Source organism: Paraburkholderia sp. IW21 (genome assembly GCF_041321145.1).
Lineage (GTDB): Bacteria > Pseudomonadota > Gammaproteobacteria > Burkholderiales > Burkholderiaceae > Paraburkholderia.
Genome location: NZ_JBGGWA010000002.1, coordinates 734,839 through 751,284, shown reverse-complemented (window position 1 = coordinate 751,284; position 16,446 = coordinate 734,839). Strand labels below are relative to the sequence as shown.

Below are 16,446 nucleotides of genomic sequence, written 5' to 3'. Positions count from 1 at the left end.
TTCGAGCCCCTTGAAGGGTCGTTCAAGACCAGGACGTTGATAGGTCAGGTGTGGAAGCGCAGTAATGCGTTAAGCTAACTGATACTAATTGCCCGTAAGGCTTGATCCTATAACAGGTGTGTGTCGGCAGCCGGTAGTGCTTCAGCACTTATGGAGGCCCCACCCTGCGCCACGCGCAGGGTCTCGGATTCACACACAGGTTGAGATCGATGTTGTGCCGGAAACAACACAACTCACCTCTGGTGAGCATCACCAGAAACTACTTCTTCCCGATTGGCTGTATCGCTCCACGAGCAGTACGGCAACAAGTCATGCCTGATGACCATAGCGAGTCGGTCCCACCCCTTCCCATCCCGAACAGGACCGTGAAACGACTCCACGCCGATGATAGTGCGGATTCCCGTGTGAAAGTAGGTAATCGTCAGGCTCCCCTGCAGGTCCGGAAACCCCACCCCTCAAAGGTGGGGTTTCTGCGTTTATGGCAGCCGAAATTACCCCGTGATCACATTCCTGCGGGGCAAGCGTCCTACGTCAGTATCGCCGCGTTGACATGTACGGCGGGGCAACAAAAGGCGAGGTATAAACCGTCGCCGCGTCCACTCCACTTAACCGCCTCAATTTCCCTGTGACAGGAATCGTTGTGCCAGCCGAACCCAGTACGTTGCGCCGATCGGCAATAGCTCGTCGTTGAAGTCATAGCTTGCGTTATGTAGCATGCAAGGCCCCGCTCCGTGTCCCGAATCCCGGTGTCCCCCGTCGCCATTGCCGAGAAAAGCGTAACAGCCCGGCTTCGCCAGCAACATGAAAGAGAAGTCCTCGGCTCCCATTGTCGGTTCGACTGCATCATCGACGTTTTCTGCGCCGACAATTTCCTTCATGACCGCAGCAGCAAAGCGCGCCTCTTCACTGCTGTTAATGGTTGGCGGATAGTTGCGATGGAAGTGGATATCGACGGAGCAATCGTAGGCCTCGGCAGTGCTTTCGGCGATCTTGCGCATGCGTGCTTCAATCAGATCGAGTGTTTCGGTGGTAAAAGTCCGCACGGTACCTGCAATCCACGCGTCATCTGGGACGACATTGACGGCGTCGCCCGCATGAATCTGGGTGATCGACAGCACGGCAGTGTCTAGCGGCTTCTTGTTCCGCGTGATGATGCTTTGCAGGCCGTTTGCGATCTGCACTGCAGTGAACACAGGGTCGCGGCCGTTGTGCGGGAGTGCCGCGTGTGAGCCTACGCCTTTGATTTCAATGCGAAACTCGTTGCTGGACGCCATGATCGGACCTTCGGTCACGCCGAAGTGGCCGGCCGGCATGCCTGGCCAGTTGTGAACGCCGAAGACCGCATCGACTGGAAACTTCGTGAATAGGCCGTCGTCGATCATTGCCTGTGCACCAGCGCCACCTTCTTCAGCCGGTTGAAAGATGAACACGACCGTGCCTTCAAATTCGCCGTGCTTCACCAAATGCCGCGCCGCGCCGAGCAGCATCGCGGTATGTCCGTCATGGCCGCACGCGTGCATTTTGCCGTCATTCTGCGAGCGATGGTCGAAGCTGTTTAGCTCCTGAATCGGCAGCGCATCCATATCGGCGCGCAGTCCGATCGAGCGCGATCCGGTGCCGCGTTTCAGCACACCGACTACACCCGTTTTACCCAATCCGCGATGCGTTTCGATACCCCAGGACTCAAGTGTCCTGGCAACCAGATCGGCTGTTGCCGTTTCCTCGTAACGCAGCTCCGGGTGGGCGTGAATTGTTCGTCGAAGGGTTTGAATTTCACCGTGGGCGGCTTGGATTTCTGGGATCAATTTCATGATGGAAGGATGATGCGTCTGTGCTTTGCGTTGTGTGGAATCGCTCGGAACCAAAAATGGCCCGGGCACCGTGTTAGCCGATTCTACGCCGAAGGCATTTTTGGCGGCACCATGCAGGCCAACTGGCAGCGGACGTAATAAAATCCGGCATTGCCCCCGCTCACCGCTCTCCTGGACGGATCGCCGATGAATGCTCCGACTGAATTCACCCGCGCCGTGTGCCCGCACGATTGCCCTGACACCTGCGCGATGCGCGTAACCGTCGAAGGCGGGAGGGCGATCAAGGTTGTCGGCGATCCCGACCATCCTCCGACTCAAGGCGCGCTTTGCACCAAAGTCAGCCGCTATGCCGAGCGGGTGCATCATCCGCATCGGTTGACGAAACCAATGAAGCGCGTCGGCCGGAAAGGCGAAGGCCGCTTCGAACCAATCAGCTGGGACGAGGCGTTCGAGCTGGCTGCAACCCGCCTCTCGGCGATATCGGCCCGCGCGCCGGAAGCCATCATGCCGTACAGCTACGCCGGCACGATGGGCTTGGTGCAGGGCGATAGCATCGCGCAACGGTTCTTTCATAAGCTCGGGGCATCGCAGTTGGACCGCACGATTTGTGCGGCTGCCGGTGCTGCGGGGCTGAAGTACACCTACGGCGCAAGCCTCGGCATGCTTACCGAGTTTTTCGCCGAGAGCGAGGTCATTCTGATCTGGGGCTCGAATCCCATCGCGTCGAACCTGCATTTCTGGACACGCGCCCAGGAAGCCAAGCGTCGCGGCGCACATCTGATCGCGATCGATCCGTATCGCTCGCTGACAGCGGAAAAATGCCACCAGCACATTGCGCTGAAACCCGGTACGGACGGCGCTTTGGCGCTCGGCATGATGAACGTCTTGATCACGGAAAATCTGCTCGATCACGCGTACATAGCAGCCCACACGCTGGGCTTCGCTGAACTGAAGGCGCGCGCGTTCAGTTATCCGCCGTCTCGTGCCGCTGAAATTTGTGGTGTCGATGAGCAGGTGATCGTCGAACTTGCGCGCCTTTACGGCAGCACGAAGAAGGCCGCGATCCGAATGAACTACGGCCTGCAACGAGTACGTGGCGGCGGTAACGCCGTGCGCGCAATCGCCTGCCTGCCTTCGCTGACCGGCGCATGGCGTGAGCGGGCGGGCGGCGTGTTGCTGTCGTCGGCCGGATGGGCAGCAGTGGATTCGCACGCGCTGCAGCGCCCGGACCTGATGCCGGGCTGGCCTTCCAGAGCATCGCGCGTCCTCAATATGAATGCGATCGGCGACGCATTGCTGCACCCCGGCGACGCTGCGTTTGGCCCTAAAGTCGAAGCGATCATTGTCTACAATTCGAATCCGGTGGCGGTCGCGCCGGACTCGGAGCGGGTCGCCGCAGGGTTTGCGCGCGAAGATCTGTTCACGATCGTGCTGGAGCATTTTCAGACCGACACGGCGGACTACGCCGATCTGCTCCTGCCGGCCACGACACAGCTCGAGCACCTTGACGTGCACAAGTCATACGGGCATACGCACGTGATGGTCAACTTGCCGGCCATCGCGCCGGTCGGCGACGCACGTCCGAACACGGAGATCTTTCGCGGCCTCGCCCGCAAAATGGGGCTGCAGGAGCCGGCTCTCTATGATAGTGACGAGGTTATCGCGCAGTCGGCCTTCCGTTGGGACGACAAAGCGCTCGAAGCCGTCAGCTGGAACACGCTCAAGAAAACCGGCTGGGCAAAGCTGAACCTGCCCGACGCGCCCTTCGCCGAAGGCGGCTTTCGCACGCCGTCCGGCAAATGCGAGTTCTTCAGCAAGCGTCTCGAGCAGCAGGGACTCGATCCATTGCCGGACTATCTGCCGCCCTACGAATCCGCCGACGGCGCGCCCGAACTCGCCGCCCGTTACCCGCTTGCCATGATCTCGCCGCCGGCCCGCAACTTCCTGAACAGCACGTTCGTGAACATCGAAAGCCTGCGGTCGACCGAAGGCGAGCCGCACCTGGACATCCACCCGGCCGACGCGCAGAAGCGAAACATCGTCGAAGGCGGTCAGGTGCGCATTTTCAACGATCGCGGCTCGATGCAGGCGCGTGCCCGTATCACCGACAAGGCGCGCGAAGGACTCGTGGTCGGTCTGTCGATCTGGTGGAAGAAGCTCGCACCCGACGGCCGCAACGCCAACCAGGTCACCAGCCAGGCGCTCACCGATCTAGGCGGATCCGCCACATTCTACGACTGCCTCGTCGAAGTCGAGCGCGCCTGAGACACATTCAAAAATGATGCAGCTGAGGCCCTCAAAGGGTTCGAGGCTGCAGTCTAACCCCACCGCTTTTCGCGAATAGTGACGAGGTGCACATGCTACGATGCATTTTTAGCACGACCATTCGAAAATAAAGGAGGAGACGCTGCATGGACAAAATCTGGCTGAAATCTTATCCGCCCGGTGTTCCCGCAGAGATCGACCCGACCCGCTATTCGTCCGTCGCCGAACTGCTCGAAGAAGCCTTCCGCGATCATGGCGCCAAACCGGCGTTCGTCTGCATGGGCAAGGAGATCAGCTATGACGAGCTTGACGCGCTCTCGCGTAAGCTCGCCGCGTGGTTTCAGTCGAAAGGCGTTGCCCGCGGCGCGCGCATCGCAGTCATGATGCCCAACGTGCTGCAATATCCGGTGGCGATTGCGGCGATCTTGCGCGCGGGTTATGTGGTCGTGAACGTGAACCCGCTCTACACCCCGCGTGAGCTCGAGCATCAGCTGAAGGACAGCGGCGCGGAAGCGATCATCCTGCTCGAAAACTTCGCCGTCACGTTGCAGGCGATCGTCCGTAATACGTCGGTCAAGCACGTCGTGGTCGCCGCAATGGGCGATCTGATGGGCGTGAAGGGCACGCTTGTGAACTTCGTCGTGCGCCGCGTGAAGAAGATGGTGCCGGCGTGGAGTCTGCCCGGTCACGTCAAATTCAACACTGCAATCGCCGAGGGCGGCCGCCAGCGTTTCAAGGCGGTCCAGCAAGGCCCAGACGACGTTGCATTTTTACAGTACACGGGCGGCACGACCGGCGTGGCCAAAGGCGCGACGCTGTTGCATCGGAACCTGATCGCCAACGTGCTGCAGTCAGAAGTCTGGCTCAATCCGGTTCGCGCGAACCGCATGGACATCGACCAGTTCATCACCGTCGTGGCGCTGCCGCTTTATCACGTCTTTGCGCTGACGGTCTGCGGGCTGCTGACGATCCGTACCGGCGGCCTTGGCGTGCTGATTCCAAATCCGCGCGACATTCCCGGCATGATCAAGGCGCTGCAAGGCTATCCGATCACCACGATTCCAGCGGTCAACACGCTGTATAACGCGCTTCTGAACAGTCCGGACTTCCACAAGCTCGATTTTTCGAAGTTGATCGCGGCGAACGGCGGCGGCATGGCGGTGCAGGAAGCGGTCGCGAGGCGCTGGTACGAGCATACGCATACGCCGATCATCGAGGGCTACGGTCTGTCAGAGACGTCGCCGTGCGTGACCTGCAATCCGGTCACTGTCACCGAATACAGCGGGACGATTGGTTTGCCGCTGCCGTCGACGGAAATCTCGATTCGCGACGACGAAGGCAATGAAGTACCGCTTGGTCAGCCGGGCGAAATCTGCATCCGCGGTCCGCAAGTGATGGCGGGCTACTGGAACCGGCCGGACGAGACGGCCAAAGTCATGACGCCGGATGGCTTCTTCAAATCGGGCGATGTCGGTTTGATGAACGAGGGCGGCTTCGTCAAAATCGTGGACCGGAAGAAGGACATGATTCTGGTCTCCGGCTTCAATGTCTATCCGAACGAAATCGAAGACGTGGTTGCAAAGCTGCCGGGCGTGTTCGAAGTCGCGGCGGTCGGCGTGCCGGACCAGCATTCGGGCGAAGCGGTGAAGCTATTCGTGGTGAAGAAGGACCAGGCGCTTACCGATGCGGACATCTTCGCGTATTGCAAACAGCAGTTGACTGGCTACAAGCGGCCGAAAATCGTCGAATTCCGCACCGAACTGCCAAAGAGCAATGTCGGCAAGATTCTGCGTCGGGAATTGCGCGACGGGCGCGCTTAAACGCATCATGCGTATCGAGCCTGCCGGCTTGAACGGAGCCGACACGAAGTAACGCATTGCGGAGAAGAGAGAGAAAGGCCCGCCAGACGAAAGTCTATCGGGCCTTTCTCTTTGGGCCATCGTGTTCCGCGCAAACCAGCCGACAGTGCGCGCCGCGCGGTCATAAAAAAAGGCGCCCGAAGGCGCCTTTGAGGTAAACAGCTTTATTACGACTTATTAGAACTTGTGGCGAATGCCGACGCGAGCCGTGAACTGGTTTTGGTTCGCCGAGGGGGTGATGCTGGCGATGGATGCGGTTGCATCAACCGTACCGCCCGCTGCGTTCAGCGTCTTGCCCAAAGCGTGTTGGTACACACCAATCACATACACGTCGGTACGCTTGGACAGGAAGTAATCCACGCCAGCCGCGCCTTGGTGGTACTGAGCACGCGATGCGCCGTTGATCTCCGCGCCGCGCGTGTAGTCATATGCTGCGCCAACCAGCAACGCCGGGGTCAACTGATACTTGAAGTTGAGTTCCGCGTTGTTGAACGTAACCGATTGGCCCGCGAGCGCCGGCGAAGCGTATGTAGCGCCCAGGTTCGAGAAGCGGATATTCGAGTACGTTGCGCCGATCGTCGCTGCGCCGAACGTGTATGCGCCGCCCGCACCGATTACCTGGTACGTGTTAGCCGACGCGAAGCCAGAGTACACACCCGACGTCACAGCCGCGTTTGCCGCCGACGGTGCAGCCGGCGTATTGAACAGGCCGCCCGAATTTGCCGGGGTGCGCGCGTTCAAGTAACCAACGCCGAGAACGAGAGGACCGTTGTTGTAGCCAGCGCCCAGCGACCAGATCTGATTCTGCGAGAAATTGCCGGCTTGACCGCCGAAGCTGTACGTGCCGCCGAACTTCAGGCCGCCGTAGTCCGCGCTCGTGTACTTGACCGTATTGTTGGTACGGAACGAGTTGTTGAAGTTGTCGAGGTCGCTCGGGTGCGCAGCGATCGAGCCGCCCCATTGATCGCCCGATTCCAGCGGACCGACATAGTCGACGACGGAGTCGTACTGACGACCCAGCGTAACCGTACCCATTTGGCTCGACAGGCCGACGTAAGCTTGACGACCGAACATCAGGCCGCCTTGACCCAGCTTGCCGTTGTTCACATCAAAGCCGTTTTCGATCACGAAGATTGCCTTCAGACCGCCGCCCAGATCTTCCGTGCCGCGCAGGCCGAAACGCGAACCTTGCAGAACGCCGCTGGACAGGTTGTATTGGTGCTTGCCATTCGCATTGGTGTTGACGTTGAAGCCTTCGTCAACGATACCGTACAGGGTCACGCTGCTTTGAGCATGAGCGACACCTGCGAATGCGCCCAGTGCGGCGAGAGCGAGAAGCGACTTTTTCATCGAATGATCTCCAAGGATTACGAATCTTTTGTACAAGGCGAATATTTATGTGGCGTTGAGGCCTTGCATGTCCAACTTCGCGAGAAGTTGCACGTAATGTAACAAAAGGCATACATGGCACAAAGAAAAAGGAGATGGGCAGGAGGTCTCCTGTTTCGTTTACGCAACATGGTCTAAAATCGAAAATTAGCCGCTGAATTCGCCCGAATTCCTGGCCTGCGCGAACGGGGTTTTGCTCTGCAAAGCCTTGTCGCGCGGACCTGACGGAGCGGCGCGGTCGTTGTCGAATCAGGGGGTACGGAATGTTTCTGGACGAGTTGATTACCGAGTTTGATCGGGGTTTACGCTCAATGACCGGCGTGTCGAGAATGAGTCGTCCGTTGCCGGTTCCGCAGGAATCGGCGGTGGAGTCCGTCGAGCTCTCGCCAGCGGAACGCGCGCATGCGGCCGGCTTGATGCGTGTGAACCACGTCGGTGAGGTGTGCGCCCAGGCGCTCTACCAGGCTCAGAAACTCGCTACCAGATCGCCGGCTTTGCGGGCCGTGTTTAATCACGCTGCCATCGAAGAAGAAGATCATCTGGCATGGACCGCCAAGCGCCTCGAGGCGCTCGATTCGCGTCCAAGCCTGTTGAATCCGCTTTGGTACACAGGCGCGTTGGCGATCGGCCTCGCGGCAGGGCGCATGGGTGACCGAGTGAGTCTTGGCTTCATGGCAGAAACCGAGCGCCAGGTCGAACAGCATCTGGATAGCCATCTGGACCAGTTGCCCGCCGCAGACCGTGAGTCGCGTGCAATCGTCGAACAGATGCGTGTGGATGAAGCGGAGCACGGTAAATCCGCCATGGACGCTGGCGGCGTCGAGTTGCCGTTCCCTGCGCGCGCTCTAATGCGCGCGGTGTCGAAAGTCATGACTCGCACCGCCTATTACATATAGGTTCGAGGCCTCTGCTCACGCACCACCTGCAAGTGGGACGGCGCGCCACCTGCCGTCCGCCCGAAGTCCCTGGAACGCCCGCAAACCTCTCCCGATCCCGCTTCCCGATCTCTTAGATTCCGCGCCTTTCCCTCGTACTTTTCACGTATCACCTTCACAAGTTCCACTAGCTCATTCATTTATAACGGTTTTCCGTTTTATGTCTGACGTGAACGAGTCGCGCTAAGTCCTTGTTCTAACAAACAAAATTCGCTCGAAAAGCGTGCATCTCCCTTGACCCCTGTTTAGCGTTCCTCTAAAGTGGGAGACAGTGTGAGAAAGTGTATTTTTGTGTGATCTCTCGGGCAGTTTCAGGTAGATTTTCACGAATCGGGTAGCCGGCGCAAACGCGCCGCTAGCAACTATGTTGCATGGGGCCGGAGGGAGCGCTAAAGCGCTGACTCCGGTCGACAGGGGAGAGCGAAGTGTTCCAGGGAGCGTCGGCGTTGACGCTCGATGCGAAAGGGCGGATGTCGGTGCCCTCTCGCTATCGGGATGCGCTGCAAACACAGGCAGAGGGCCGGGTGACGATCACCAAGCACCCGGACGGCTGCCTGTTGCTCTTTCCGCGCCCGGAGTGGGAGATCTTCCGCGACAAGGTCGACAAGCTGCCTATGAACGCGGCCTGGTGGAAGCGGATTTTTCTCGGCAACGCCATGGATGTCGATATGGACGGCGCGGGCCGCGTGCTCGTGTCGCCGGAATTGCGCGCGGCCGGATCGCTGGAAAAAGAAGTGACCTTGCTCGGCATGGGTCGTCACTTCGAGTTGTGGGACGCACAAATATACGCAGCAAAGGAACAGGCAGCGATTGCCGAGGGCATGCCCGAAGCGTTAAAGAATTTCACGTTCTGATCGCGGACTACATATATGGCACCTGCGATGGGACATGAATTGCAGCATCGCACGGTGCTGCTGGAAGAAGCAGTCGATGCGCTGGTCACGCGCGCGGACGGCGTTTATGTGGACGGTACGTTCGGGCGCGGCGGCCATAGCCGGTTGGTATTGGAAAAGCTGGGTGAGTCGGGGCGTTTGATCGCGTTCGACAAAGACCCGCTTGCCATCGCCACGGCGCAACAGATTGCGGATCCGCGCTTTGGCATCGTGCACGAGAGTTTTGCTTCACTGCGCGACGCGATTGCGGAGCGCGGGGTAGGGCGGGTGTCGGGTGTTTTACTGGATCTGGGCGTGTCGTCGCCGCAAGTCGACGATCCGGAGCGGGGCTTCAGCTTCCGCGCCGACGGCCCGCTCGACATGCGGATGGACCCGACGCGCGGCGAGTCTGCTGCTGACTGGCTGGCGCGGGCCACGGTGCAGGAACTGACGGAGGTGATACGAGATTATGGGGAAGAACGGTTTGCTTTTCAGATTGCAAAGGCGCTTGTTGCTCGCCGGGCAGAGTCCGACCGTCTTGGGCCTCTCGTCAGCACGGGCGAGCTTGCCCAAATCGTGGCTAACGTCGTCAAAACCCGTGAGAAGGGCAAGGATCCGGCAACCCGCACCTTTCAGGCTATACGGATTCACATCAATCAAGAGCTTGCGGAGCTGCAAGTCGTTTTAGAAGCAGCGTTGTCGCTGCTGGAGCAAGGGGGGCGGCTGGTGGTCATCAGCTTTCATTCGCTCGAGGACCGGATCGTCAAGCGATTCATGCAGGCGCACGCCAGTACGCCTACTGTCGACCGCCGCCTGCCGATCCGTGCAGTCGATCTGCCGAGCCCTCCGCTCAAAATCATTGGCCGCGTGTTCGCAAGCGACGCTGAAGTCGCCGCGAATCCGCGCGCCCGTTCTGCCGTGATGCGTGTGGCGGAGCGGATCGCACCATGAGTCGCCTCAATATCTTCCTGCTGATGATCGTGATGGGATGCGCCTTGTCGGTCGTCAACGCCACTAATCAGCAGCGTCAGATCTTTATCCAGTTGCAGCGTGCGCAATCCCAGGAGCGCCAGTTGCAGCAGGATTACTCCCAGCTTCAATATCAGCAGAGCGCGCTGTCGAAAACGTCGCGCATCGAGCAGATCGCCACCGATTCGCTGAAGATGCAGTCGGTCACGACCGGTCGCACCCAGTACCTGACACTCGATCCGGGCGCCGCCAAGGCTGAGGACGCGCCGATCCCGACCTCCGGCCCTGCTTCGGCGCCGGTTGCGACAGGCCGCGGAGGCGTGCGATGAAAAAATCGTCGACTCGCAAGAGCGTCGCCTTTTCGGCGAATCCGATCCTGTCGGTGCGGCTGCCGATGTGGCGCTCGAAACTCGTCGTGTTCCTGCTGTTCATGGCGTTCCTCGCGTTGGCTGCGCGCGCCTTCTGGATTCAGGGCCCCGGCAACGCGTTCTATCTGAAGCAGGGTGAAATTCGCTATCAGCGCCGGCTTGAACTGCCGGCTACGCGCGGCAAGATTCTTGACCGCAACGGCCTGGTGCTCGCCACGAGTCTGCCGGTGCGCGCGATCTGGGCGATTCCGGAGTCGGTGCCTGACGACCTCGGTGCCGACAAGCTCACCGCGCTCGGCAAGCTGCTCGGCATGACCAACAAGGAATTGCGCACCAAGCTGTCGGAAGACAAGAACTTCGTGTATGTGAAGCGCCAGGTGCCTGTGGATGTCGCCGCGAAAGTGACCGGGCTCGGCATCCCCGGCATCTACGCGCGCGGCGAGTACAAGCGCTTCTATCCGGAAGGCGAGATTACGGCTCACCTGATTGGCTTCACCAATGTAGAAGACGAAGGCCAGGAAGGCGTCGAACTCGGCGACCAGAAGCTGCTGGCAGGCATGTCGGGCAGCCGCCGCGTGATCAAGGACCGCATGGGCCACATCATCGAGGATGTGGACGAACAGGTCGTGCCTCACAACGGGCAGGACGTCGATCTGTCGATCGACAGCAAGATTCAGTACATCGCCTATACGAATCTGAAGGCAGCCGTCGAGAAATTCAAGGCGAAGGCCGGCGCGGCGATGGTGATCGACGTTCGGACCGGCGAAGTGCTCGCACTGGTTAACTACCCGACCTACAACCCGAACGATCGTTCGCACCTCACGGGCGATCAGCTGCGTAACCGAATCCTGACCGACACCTTCGAACCGGGCTCGATCATGAAGCCGTTCACGGTGTCGCTCGCGCTCGACCTGCACCGGGTGACGCCGACTACACTGGTAGACACGGGGTCGGGCCGCTTTGTGCTCGATGGTGCGCCGATTACCGACGACAGCGCGTTCGGCGTGCTGACGGTGGGCGGCGTGATCCAGAAGTCGAGCAACATTGGCGCGACGAAGATCGCGATGCAGCTCAAGCCCGAAGAGATGTGGAACATGTACACCAGCATCGGTCTCGGCCAGGCGCCGAAGGTCGGCTTCCCAGGCGCGGCAGCGGGTCGTCTGCGTCCGTGGAGGAGTTGGCGGCGCATCGAGCAGGCGACCATGTCGTACGGCTATGGCTTGTCGGCGTCGCTGTTCCAGTTGGCCCGCGCGTACACCGCGATCGCCCACGACGGCCAGATCATGCCGGTGTCGATTTTCCGCACGCCAGGGGATCAGCCTGCAACGGGGCCGCAGATTTTCTCGCCGACCACCGCGCGCGAAGTGCGCGCGATGCTCGAAACCGTGACCGCGCCGGGCGGCACGTCGCCGGATGCGGCCGTGCCGGGCTATCGCGTCGGCGGCAAGAGCGGTACCGCATACAAGCACGGCGCTCACGGCTACGACCACTCGAAATACCGCGCGTCGTTCGTTGGCATGGCGCCGATGCCGAATCCACGCATCGTCGTGGCCGTGTCGGTCGATGAACCGACGGCGGGCAGTCACTTCGGTGGCCAGGTATCGGGCCCGGTATTCTCGGCGATCGCCGGCGATACGCTGCGTTCGCTGAACGTGCCGCCGGATATGCCGGTCAAGCAGATGGTGGTGTCCGACGATTCGGCGCCTGCCGCGCCGGGCGCATCGCCCACGTCCGCCACGGTCAAGAAACTTTCCACCAGCGCCGGTGCGAAGAAAATGACCATCTCCGCCAACGCGAAAAGCCACCCCGGAGTTGTGCGATGAGCGCGCTGCGTAAGAAGCATCCGGCGCAGCGGCAGATCGCCGACGCACTTGCCTGGCTGCACGCTCGCGTGCAGCCAGGCGCGCATCTGCACGCCGACACGCGTTCGCTCGTCGCGGGCGACGTCTTTTTCGCCTACGCGGTCGACGGCGCGGACAACCGTGCGTTCATCGACGGCGCGCTCGAACGCGGCGCGGCAGCGGTGCTGGTTCAGCCCGAAGGCTTTAACGGCACGATCGATCCGTCCACGACACTGGCCGTGCCCGCGCTGAACGCGCTCGCCGGCTCGATCGCGAGCGCCTGGTACAAGGATCCGAGCGACGCAATGCTGGCGGTCGGTATTACCGGCACAAACGGCAAGACTTCGTGCAGCCAATGGATCTCGGCAGCGCTGACCGCGCTCGGCAAACGTTGCGCGATCATCGGCACGCTCGGCACCGGTCTGCCGGGGCAGCTCGTTCACACCGGCTTCACGACGCCCGACGCGCCGCAGCTTCAGCGCAGTCTGGCGCAGTTGCGCGATACGGGCGCTCAGGCGGTGGCGATGGAAGTGTCGTCGCACGCGCTGCATCAAGGCCGCGTGAACGGCACGGCGTTCGACATTGCCGTGTTCACCAATCTCACGCAAGACCACCTCGATTACCACGTTACGTTCGAAGCGTACGAAGCGGCCAAGGCGCGTCTCTTCGCATGGCCGGAACTGCGCGCTGCCGTGATCAACCGTGACGATGCCGCCGGTCGCCGCCTGCTCGCGAGCACGCAGGGCCACGCACGCACGATCGCCTATGGTCTCGATGAAACACTGAAAGACGTGCCGCGAGCGGACGCCTTGCTGCTTGCGTCGAACGTGCGCGCCACGGCCACCGGCACCGCGTTCCATCTGACCACGTCCGACTGGGGCAATGCCGAAGTCGAGGTACAGACGCTAGGCGCATTCAACGTCAGCAATCTGCTCGGCGTACTCGGCGCATTGCTCGCCGCCGACATGCCGTTCGACGCCGCGCTCGCCGAACTGGCGAAGCTCGAGCCGGTGAGCGGCCGCATGCAACGCCTCGGCGGCCGCCTGCAGAACGACGAGCCGCTCGTCGTGATCGACTACGCGCACACGCCGGACGCGCTTGAAAAGACCCTGGAAGCACTGCGCCCGATGGCCGCCGCGCGGGGCGGCGAACTGATCTGCATGTTCGGCTGCGGCGGCGACCGCGACGCCACCAAGCGTCCACTGATGGGCGCGATCGCCGAAAAAATCGCCGACGGCGTTGTCGTGACGAGTGACAACCCACGCAGCGAAAATCCCCAATCGATCATCGAGCAGATCGCCGCAGGGATGCAAGACGCGTCGAAGGCACGCCGTATCGAAGACCGCGCGAGCGCGATCCTGCAAGCGATCCGCGGCGCCGCGCGCGAAGACGTCATCGTGCTGGCCGGCAAGGGGCACGAAGCAACACAGGAAATCATGGGTAAGAAACGCGCTTTCTCCGATCAGGATCACGCTCGCCTTGCGCTGGCCGCACGGGCGACGCACGTCCGCGGAGGTGGCGAATGACCGGGCGGCGTACCGTGATGTTCTCGCTGCGCGAAGCCGCCGCGCTGATTCCCGGCGCCACGGTGCTGGGTGACGACAGCGTTACGTTCGAACGCGTCTCGACCGATAGCCGCAGCGCCGGTCCGGGCGATCTGTTCGTCGCGATCAAAGGTGAGCGTTTCGATGCGCACGACTTCCTGTCGGAAGTCGCGTCGCGCAACGTGACGGCAGCGCTTGTCACGCGTGCGCCCGAAAACTGGCCAGTGCCCGCCCTGCGCGTCGCCGACACGCGCGTTGCGTTGGGTGCGCTCGCCCGCGGCTGGCGTCGCAGGTTCAACGTGCCGCTCGTCGCAGTGACGGGCAGCAACGGCAAGACGACGGTTAAGGAAATGATCGCGTCGGTCTTCGCCGCGGCAGTCGGCGCGGACGCACGCCTTGCAACCGCGGGCAACTTCAACAACGACATCGGCTTGCCGCTCACGCTGTTCCGTCTGCACGCCGCGCATCGACTGGCCGTGGTCGAACTCGGCATGAATCATCCAGGCGAAACCTCGCTGCTCGCGAAGATCGCCGAGCCGACCGTCGCCGTGGTGAACAACGCGCAGCGCGAGCATCAGGAATTCATGGCGACCGTCGAAGCGGTCGCGCTCGAACACGCGAGCGTGATTCACGCGCTCAGCCCGGAAGGCGTCGCCGTCTTCCCGGCTGACGATGCATACGCGAGCATCTGGCGCGTCGCCGCGACCGGCAACCGCATTATCGATTTCGCTTTGAACTCCTCTGAGCGCGTGACGGAAGCCGCGGTAACAGGCACGTTCACGGGCAACGTTCTGAGCATCGACACGCCGGAAGGCCAGATCGACATCACGCTGCAAGTACTCGGCGATCACAACGCGCACAACGCGCTGGCCGCGGCTTCGGCCGCGCTTGCCGCAGGCGTCTCGCTCGACGCGATCAAGCGCGGCCTCGAATCGTTCGGCGCGGTGAAAGGCCGCTTGCAGGTGAAGCAAGCCACGCTCGGCACGCTCGCTGGCGCAACCGTGATCGACGACACCTACAACGCGAACCCCGACTCGATGCGAGCCGCGATCGACGTGCTCGCCTCGCAAGCCTCGCCGCGTGTGCTGGTGATGGGCGACATGGGTGAAGTCGGCGATAACGGCCCGGCGTTTCACCGCGAGATCGGTGCTTATGCAAAAGAACGCGGCATCGACGCGTTGTACGCCATGGGCGACGCCTCGCGCGACGCCTGCACCGCGTATGGCGCCGACGCGCATCACGTCGCCGATGTCGGCACGCTGGTCGCGCAATTGCAGCAGGCCGGTTTGGGCCGCGCGGCAACGCTTCTCGTGAAAGGCTCGCGCTTCATGCAAATGGAGCGCGTGGTGGACGCCGTAACGAGTCCACAACCCAACGCAGCGGGCAATACGCCCGCCGCACATTGAAATAGAAGGACCGAAGCATGCTACTGGCGCTGGCGCAATGGCTGCAGAATGACGCAAGCTTCTTGCGCGTGTTCAGTTATCTGACTTTCCGTGCCGTGATGGCCACCATCACCGCGCTGCTGATCGGGCTCGTCTGTGGCCCGGCGGTGATCCGCAAGCTGACCGCGATGAAGGTCGGCCAGGCCGTTCGTAAAGACGGTCCGCAATCGCACCTTGTCAAATCCGGTACGCCGACGATGGGCGGCGTGCTGATTCTGCTGGGCATCGCCGTGGCGACGCTGTTGTGGGCCGATCTGACCAACCGTTTCATCTGGATCGTGATGCTCGTCACGTTCGGTTTCGGCGTGATCGGCTGGGTCGACGATTACCGCAAGGTGGTCTACAAAGACCCGCGCGGGATGTCGTCGCGCGAAAAGTATTTCTGGCAGTCGGTGATCGGTTTGTTCGCGGCGGTGTATCTCGCGTTCAGCGTGTCCGAAGCGAGCAACGTGCGGGTGTTCGACCTGTTCATGGCGTGGGTGCGCAGCGGCTTGTCGATGGGCTTGCCGGCGCGTGCCGACCTGATGCTGCCGTTCGTCAAGTCGATCAGCTATCCGCTTGGCGTGTGGGGCTTCATCGTGCTGACGTATCTGGTGATCGTCGGGGCGAGCAACGCGGTCAATCTCACCGATGGTCTCGACGGCCTCGTGATCATGCCGGTCGTGCTGGTCGGCGCATCGCTCGGCGTGTTCGCCTACGTGATGGGTAGCTCGGTGTATTCCAAATACCTGCTGTTTCCGCATATCGCCGGTGCGGGCGAGTTGCTCATTTTCTGTTCGGCGATGGGTGGGGCCGGGCTCGCGTTTCTCTGGTTCAACACGCACCCCGCGCAGATGTTCATGGGCGACGTCGGCGCGCTGGCGCTGGGCGGCGCGCTCGGCACGATTGCGGTGATCGTGCGTCAGGAAATCGTGCTCTTCATCATGGGCGGCATTTTCGTCGCGGAGACGCTCTCCGTGATGTTGCAGGTTACATGGTTCAAGTTCACCAAGCGCCGCTACGGAGAAGGGCGGCGTCTCTTCAAGATGGCGCCGCTGCATCACCATTTTGAATTGTCGGGTTGGAAGGAAACGCAGGTGGTCGTACGTTTCTGGATCATCACGCTGATGTTGTGCCTGTTCGGGTTGTCCACGCTCAAGTTGCGTTAA

12 protein-coding genes and 2 rRNA genes are annotated in these 16,446 nt (G+C 61.4%); 12 read left to right on the top strand and 2 right to left on the bottom strand.

Going from position 1 to position 16,446, the window contains the following annotated elements; translation table 11 throughout:
• A 23S ribosomal RNA gene (locus tag ACAX43_RS07275) occupies positions 1-109 on the top strand; the annotation flags it as partial.
• Between the two features lie 205 nt (positions 110-314).
• Positions 315-427 (top strand): 5S ribosomal RNA (gene rrf / locus ACAX43_RS07270).
• A 187-nt stretch (positions 428-614) separates the two neighbouring features.
• Here the strand turns inward: rrf and ACAX43_RS07265 are convergent.
• The gene (locus ACAX43_RS07265) at positions 615-1,811 is read right to left on the bottom strand and encodes a M20 aminoacylase family protein (RefSeq protein ID WP_370707745.1); all 1,197 of its coding nucleotides are present in this window, start codon (positions 1,809-1,811) and stop codon (positions 615-617) included.
• 186 nt (positions 1,812-1,997) lie between these two features.
• Here ACAX43_RS07265 and ACAX43_RS07260 point away from each other — a divergent pair, with 186 nt between their 5' ends.
• Positions 1,998-4,076: a molybdopterin-dependent oxidoreductase gene (locus tag ACAX43_RS07260; protein ID WP_370707717.1), complete on the top strand. Its 2,079-nt coding sequence runs from the start codon at positions 1,998-2,000 to the stop codon at positions 4,074-4,076.
• Between the two features lie 146 nt (positions 4,077-4,222).
• The gene (locus tag ACAX43_RS07255) at positions 4,223-5,896 is read left to right on the top strand and encodes a long-chain fatty acid--CoA ligase (protein WP_370707716.1); all 1,674 of its coding nucleotides are present in this window, start codon (positions 4,223-4,225) and stop codon (positions 5,894-5,896) included.
• Between the two features lie 216 nt (positions 5,897-6,112).
• Here ACAX43_RS07255 and ACAX43_RS07250 read toward each other — a convergent pair whose 3' ends face one another.
• The gene (locus ACAX43_RS07250) at positions 6,113-7,285 is read right to left on the bottom strand and encodes a porin (protein ID WP_370707715.1); all 1,173 of its coding nucleotides are present in this window, start codon (positions 7,283-7,285) and stop codon (positions 6,113-6,115) included.
• A gap of 302 nt (positions 7,286-7,587) precedes the next feature.
• On the opposite strand from ACAX43_RS07250, the gene coq7 reads away from it, so the two are divergent.
• The 8 genes from coq7 to mraY all read left to right on the top strand — a co-directional run bounded on the left by coq7 (position 7,588) and on the right by mraY (position 16,446).
• The gene (gene coq7 / locus ACAX43_RS07245; protein ID WP_370707714.1) at positions 7,588-8,220 is read left to right on the top strand and encodes a 2-polyprenyl-3-methyl-6-methoxy-1,4-benzoquinone monooxygenase; all 633 of its coding nucleotides are present in this window, start codon (positions 7,588-7,590) and stop codon (positions 8,218-8,220) included.
• A gap of 464 nt (positions 8,221-8,684) precedes the next feature.
• Positions 8,685-9,113, top strand: a complete 429-nt coding sequence (mraZ, locus tag ACAX43_RS07240; RefSeq protein ID WP_370707713.1) for a division/cell wall cluster transcriptional repressor MraZ — start codon at positions 8,685-8,687, stop codon at positions 9,111-9,113.
• A 15-nt stretch (positions 9,114-9,128) separates the two neighbouring features.
• Positions 9,129-10,082: a 16S rRNA (cytosine(1402)-N(4))-methyltransferase RsmH gene (gene rsmH, locus ACAX43_RS07235; RefSeq protein ID WP_370707712.1), complete on the top strand. Its 954-nt coding sequence runs from the start codon at positions 9,129-9,131 to the stop codon at positions 10,080-10,082.
• Positions 10,079-10,429 (top strand): cell division protein FtsL, encoded by a 351-nt coding sequence (gene ftsL, locus ACAX43_RS07230; protein WP_370707711.1) that lies wholly within the window; start codon positions 10,079-10,081, stop codon positions 10,427-10,429. Before rsmH ends, ftsL begins: the two co-directional genes overlap by 4 nt.
• Positions 10,426-12,291, top strand: coding sequence for a peptidoglycan D,D-transpeptidase FtsI family protein (locus tag ACAX43_RS07225; RefSeq protein ID WP_370707710.1), 1,866 nt, complete (start codon positions 10,426-10,428; stop codon positions 12,289-12,291). The genes ftsL and ACAX43_RS07225 overlap by 4 nt, the downstream gene beginning before the upstream one ends.
• A complete protein-coding gene (locus ACAX43_RS07220; RefSeq protein WP_370707709.1) occupies positions 12,288-13,835 on the top strand; it encodes a UDP-N-acetylmuramoyl-L-alanyl-D-glutamate--2,6-diaminopimelate ligase in 1,548 nt (515 codons plus the stop codon). The genes ACAX43_RS07225 and ACAX43_RS07220 overlap by 4 nt, the downstream gene beginning before the upstream one ends.
• Positions 13,832-15,259 carry a UDP-N-acetylmuramoyl-tripeptide--D-alanyl-D-alanine ligase gene (murF, locus tag ACAX43_RS07215; RefSeq protein ID WP_370707708.1) on the top strand — a complete coding sequence of 476 codons (1,428 nt, stop codon included), beginning with the start codon at positions 13,832-13,834 and terminating at the stop codon, positions 15,257-15,259. The genes ACAX43_RS07220 and murF overlap by 4 nt, the downstream gene beginning before the upstream one ends.
• Positions 15,260-15,276: 17 nt before the next feature.
• Positions 15,277-16,446: a phospho-N-acetylmuramoyl-pentapeptide-transferase gene (mraY, locus tag ACAX43_RS07210; RefSeq protein ID WP_370707707.1), complete on the top strand. Its 1,170-nt coding sequence runs from the start codon at positions 15,277-15,279 to the stop codon at positions 16,444-16,446.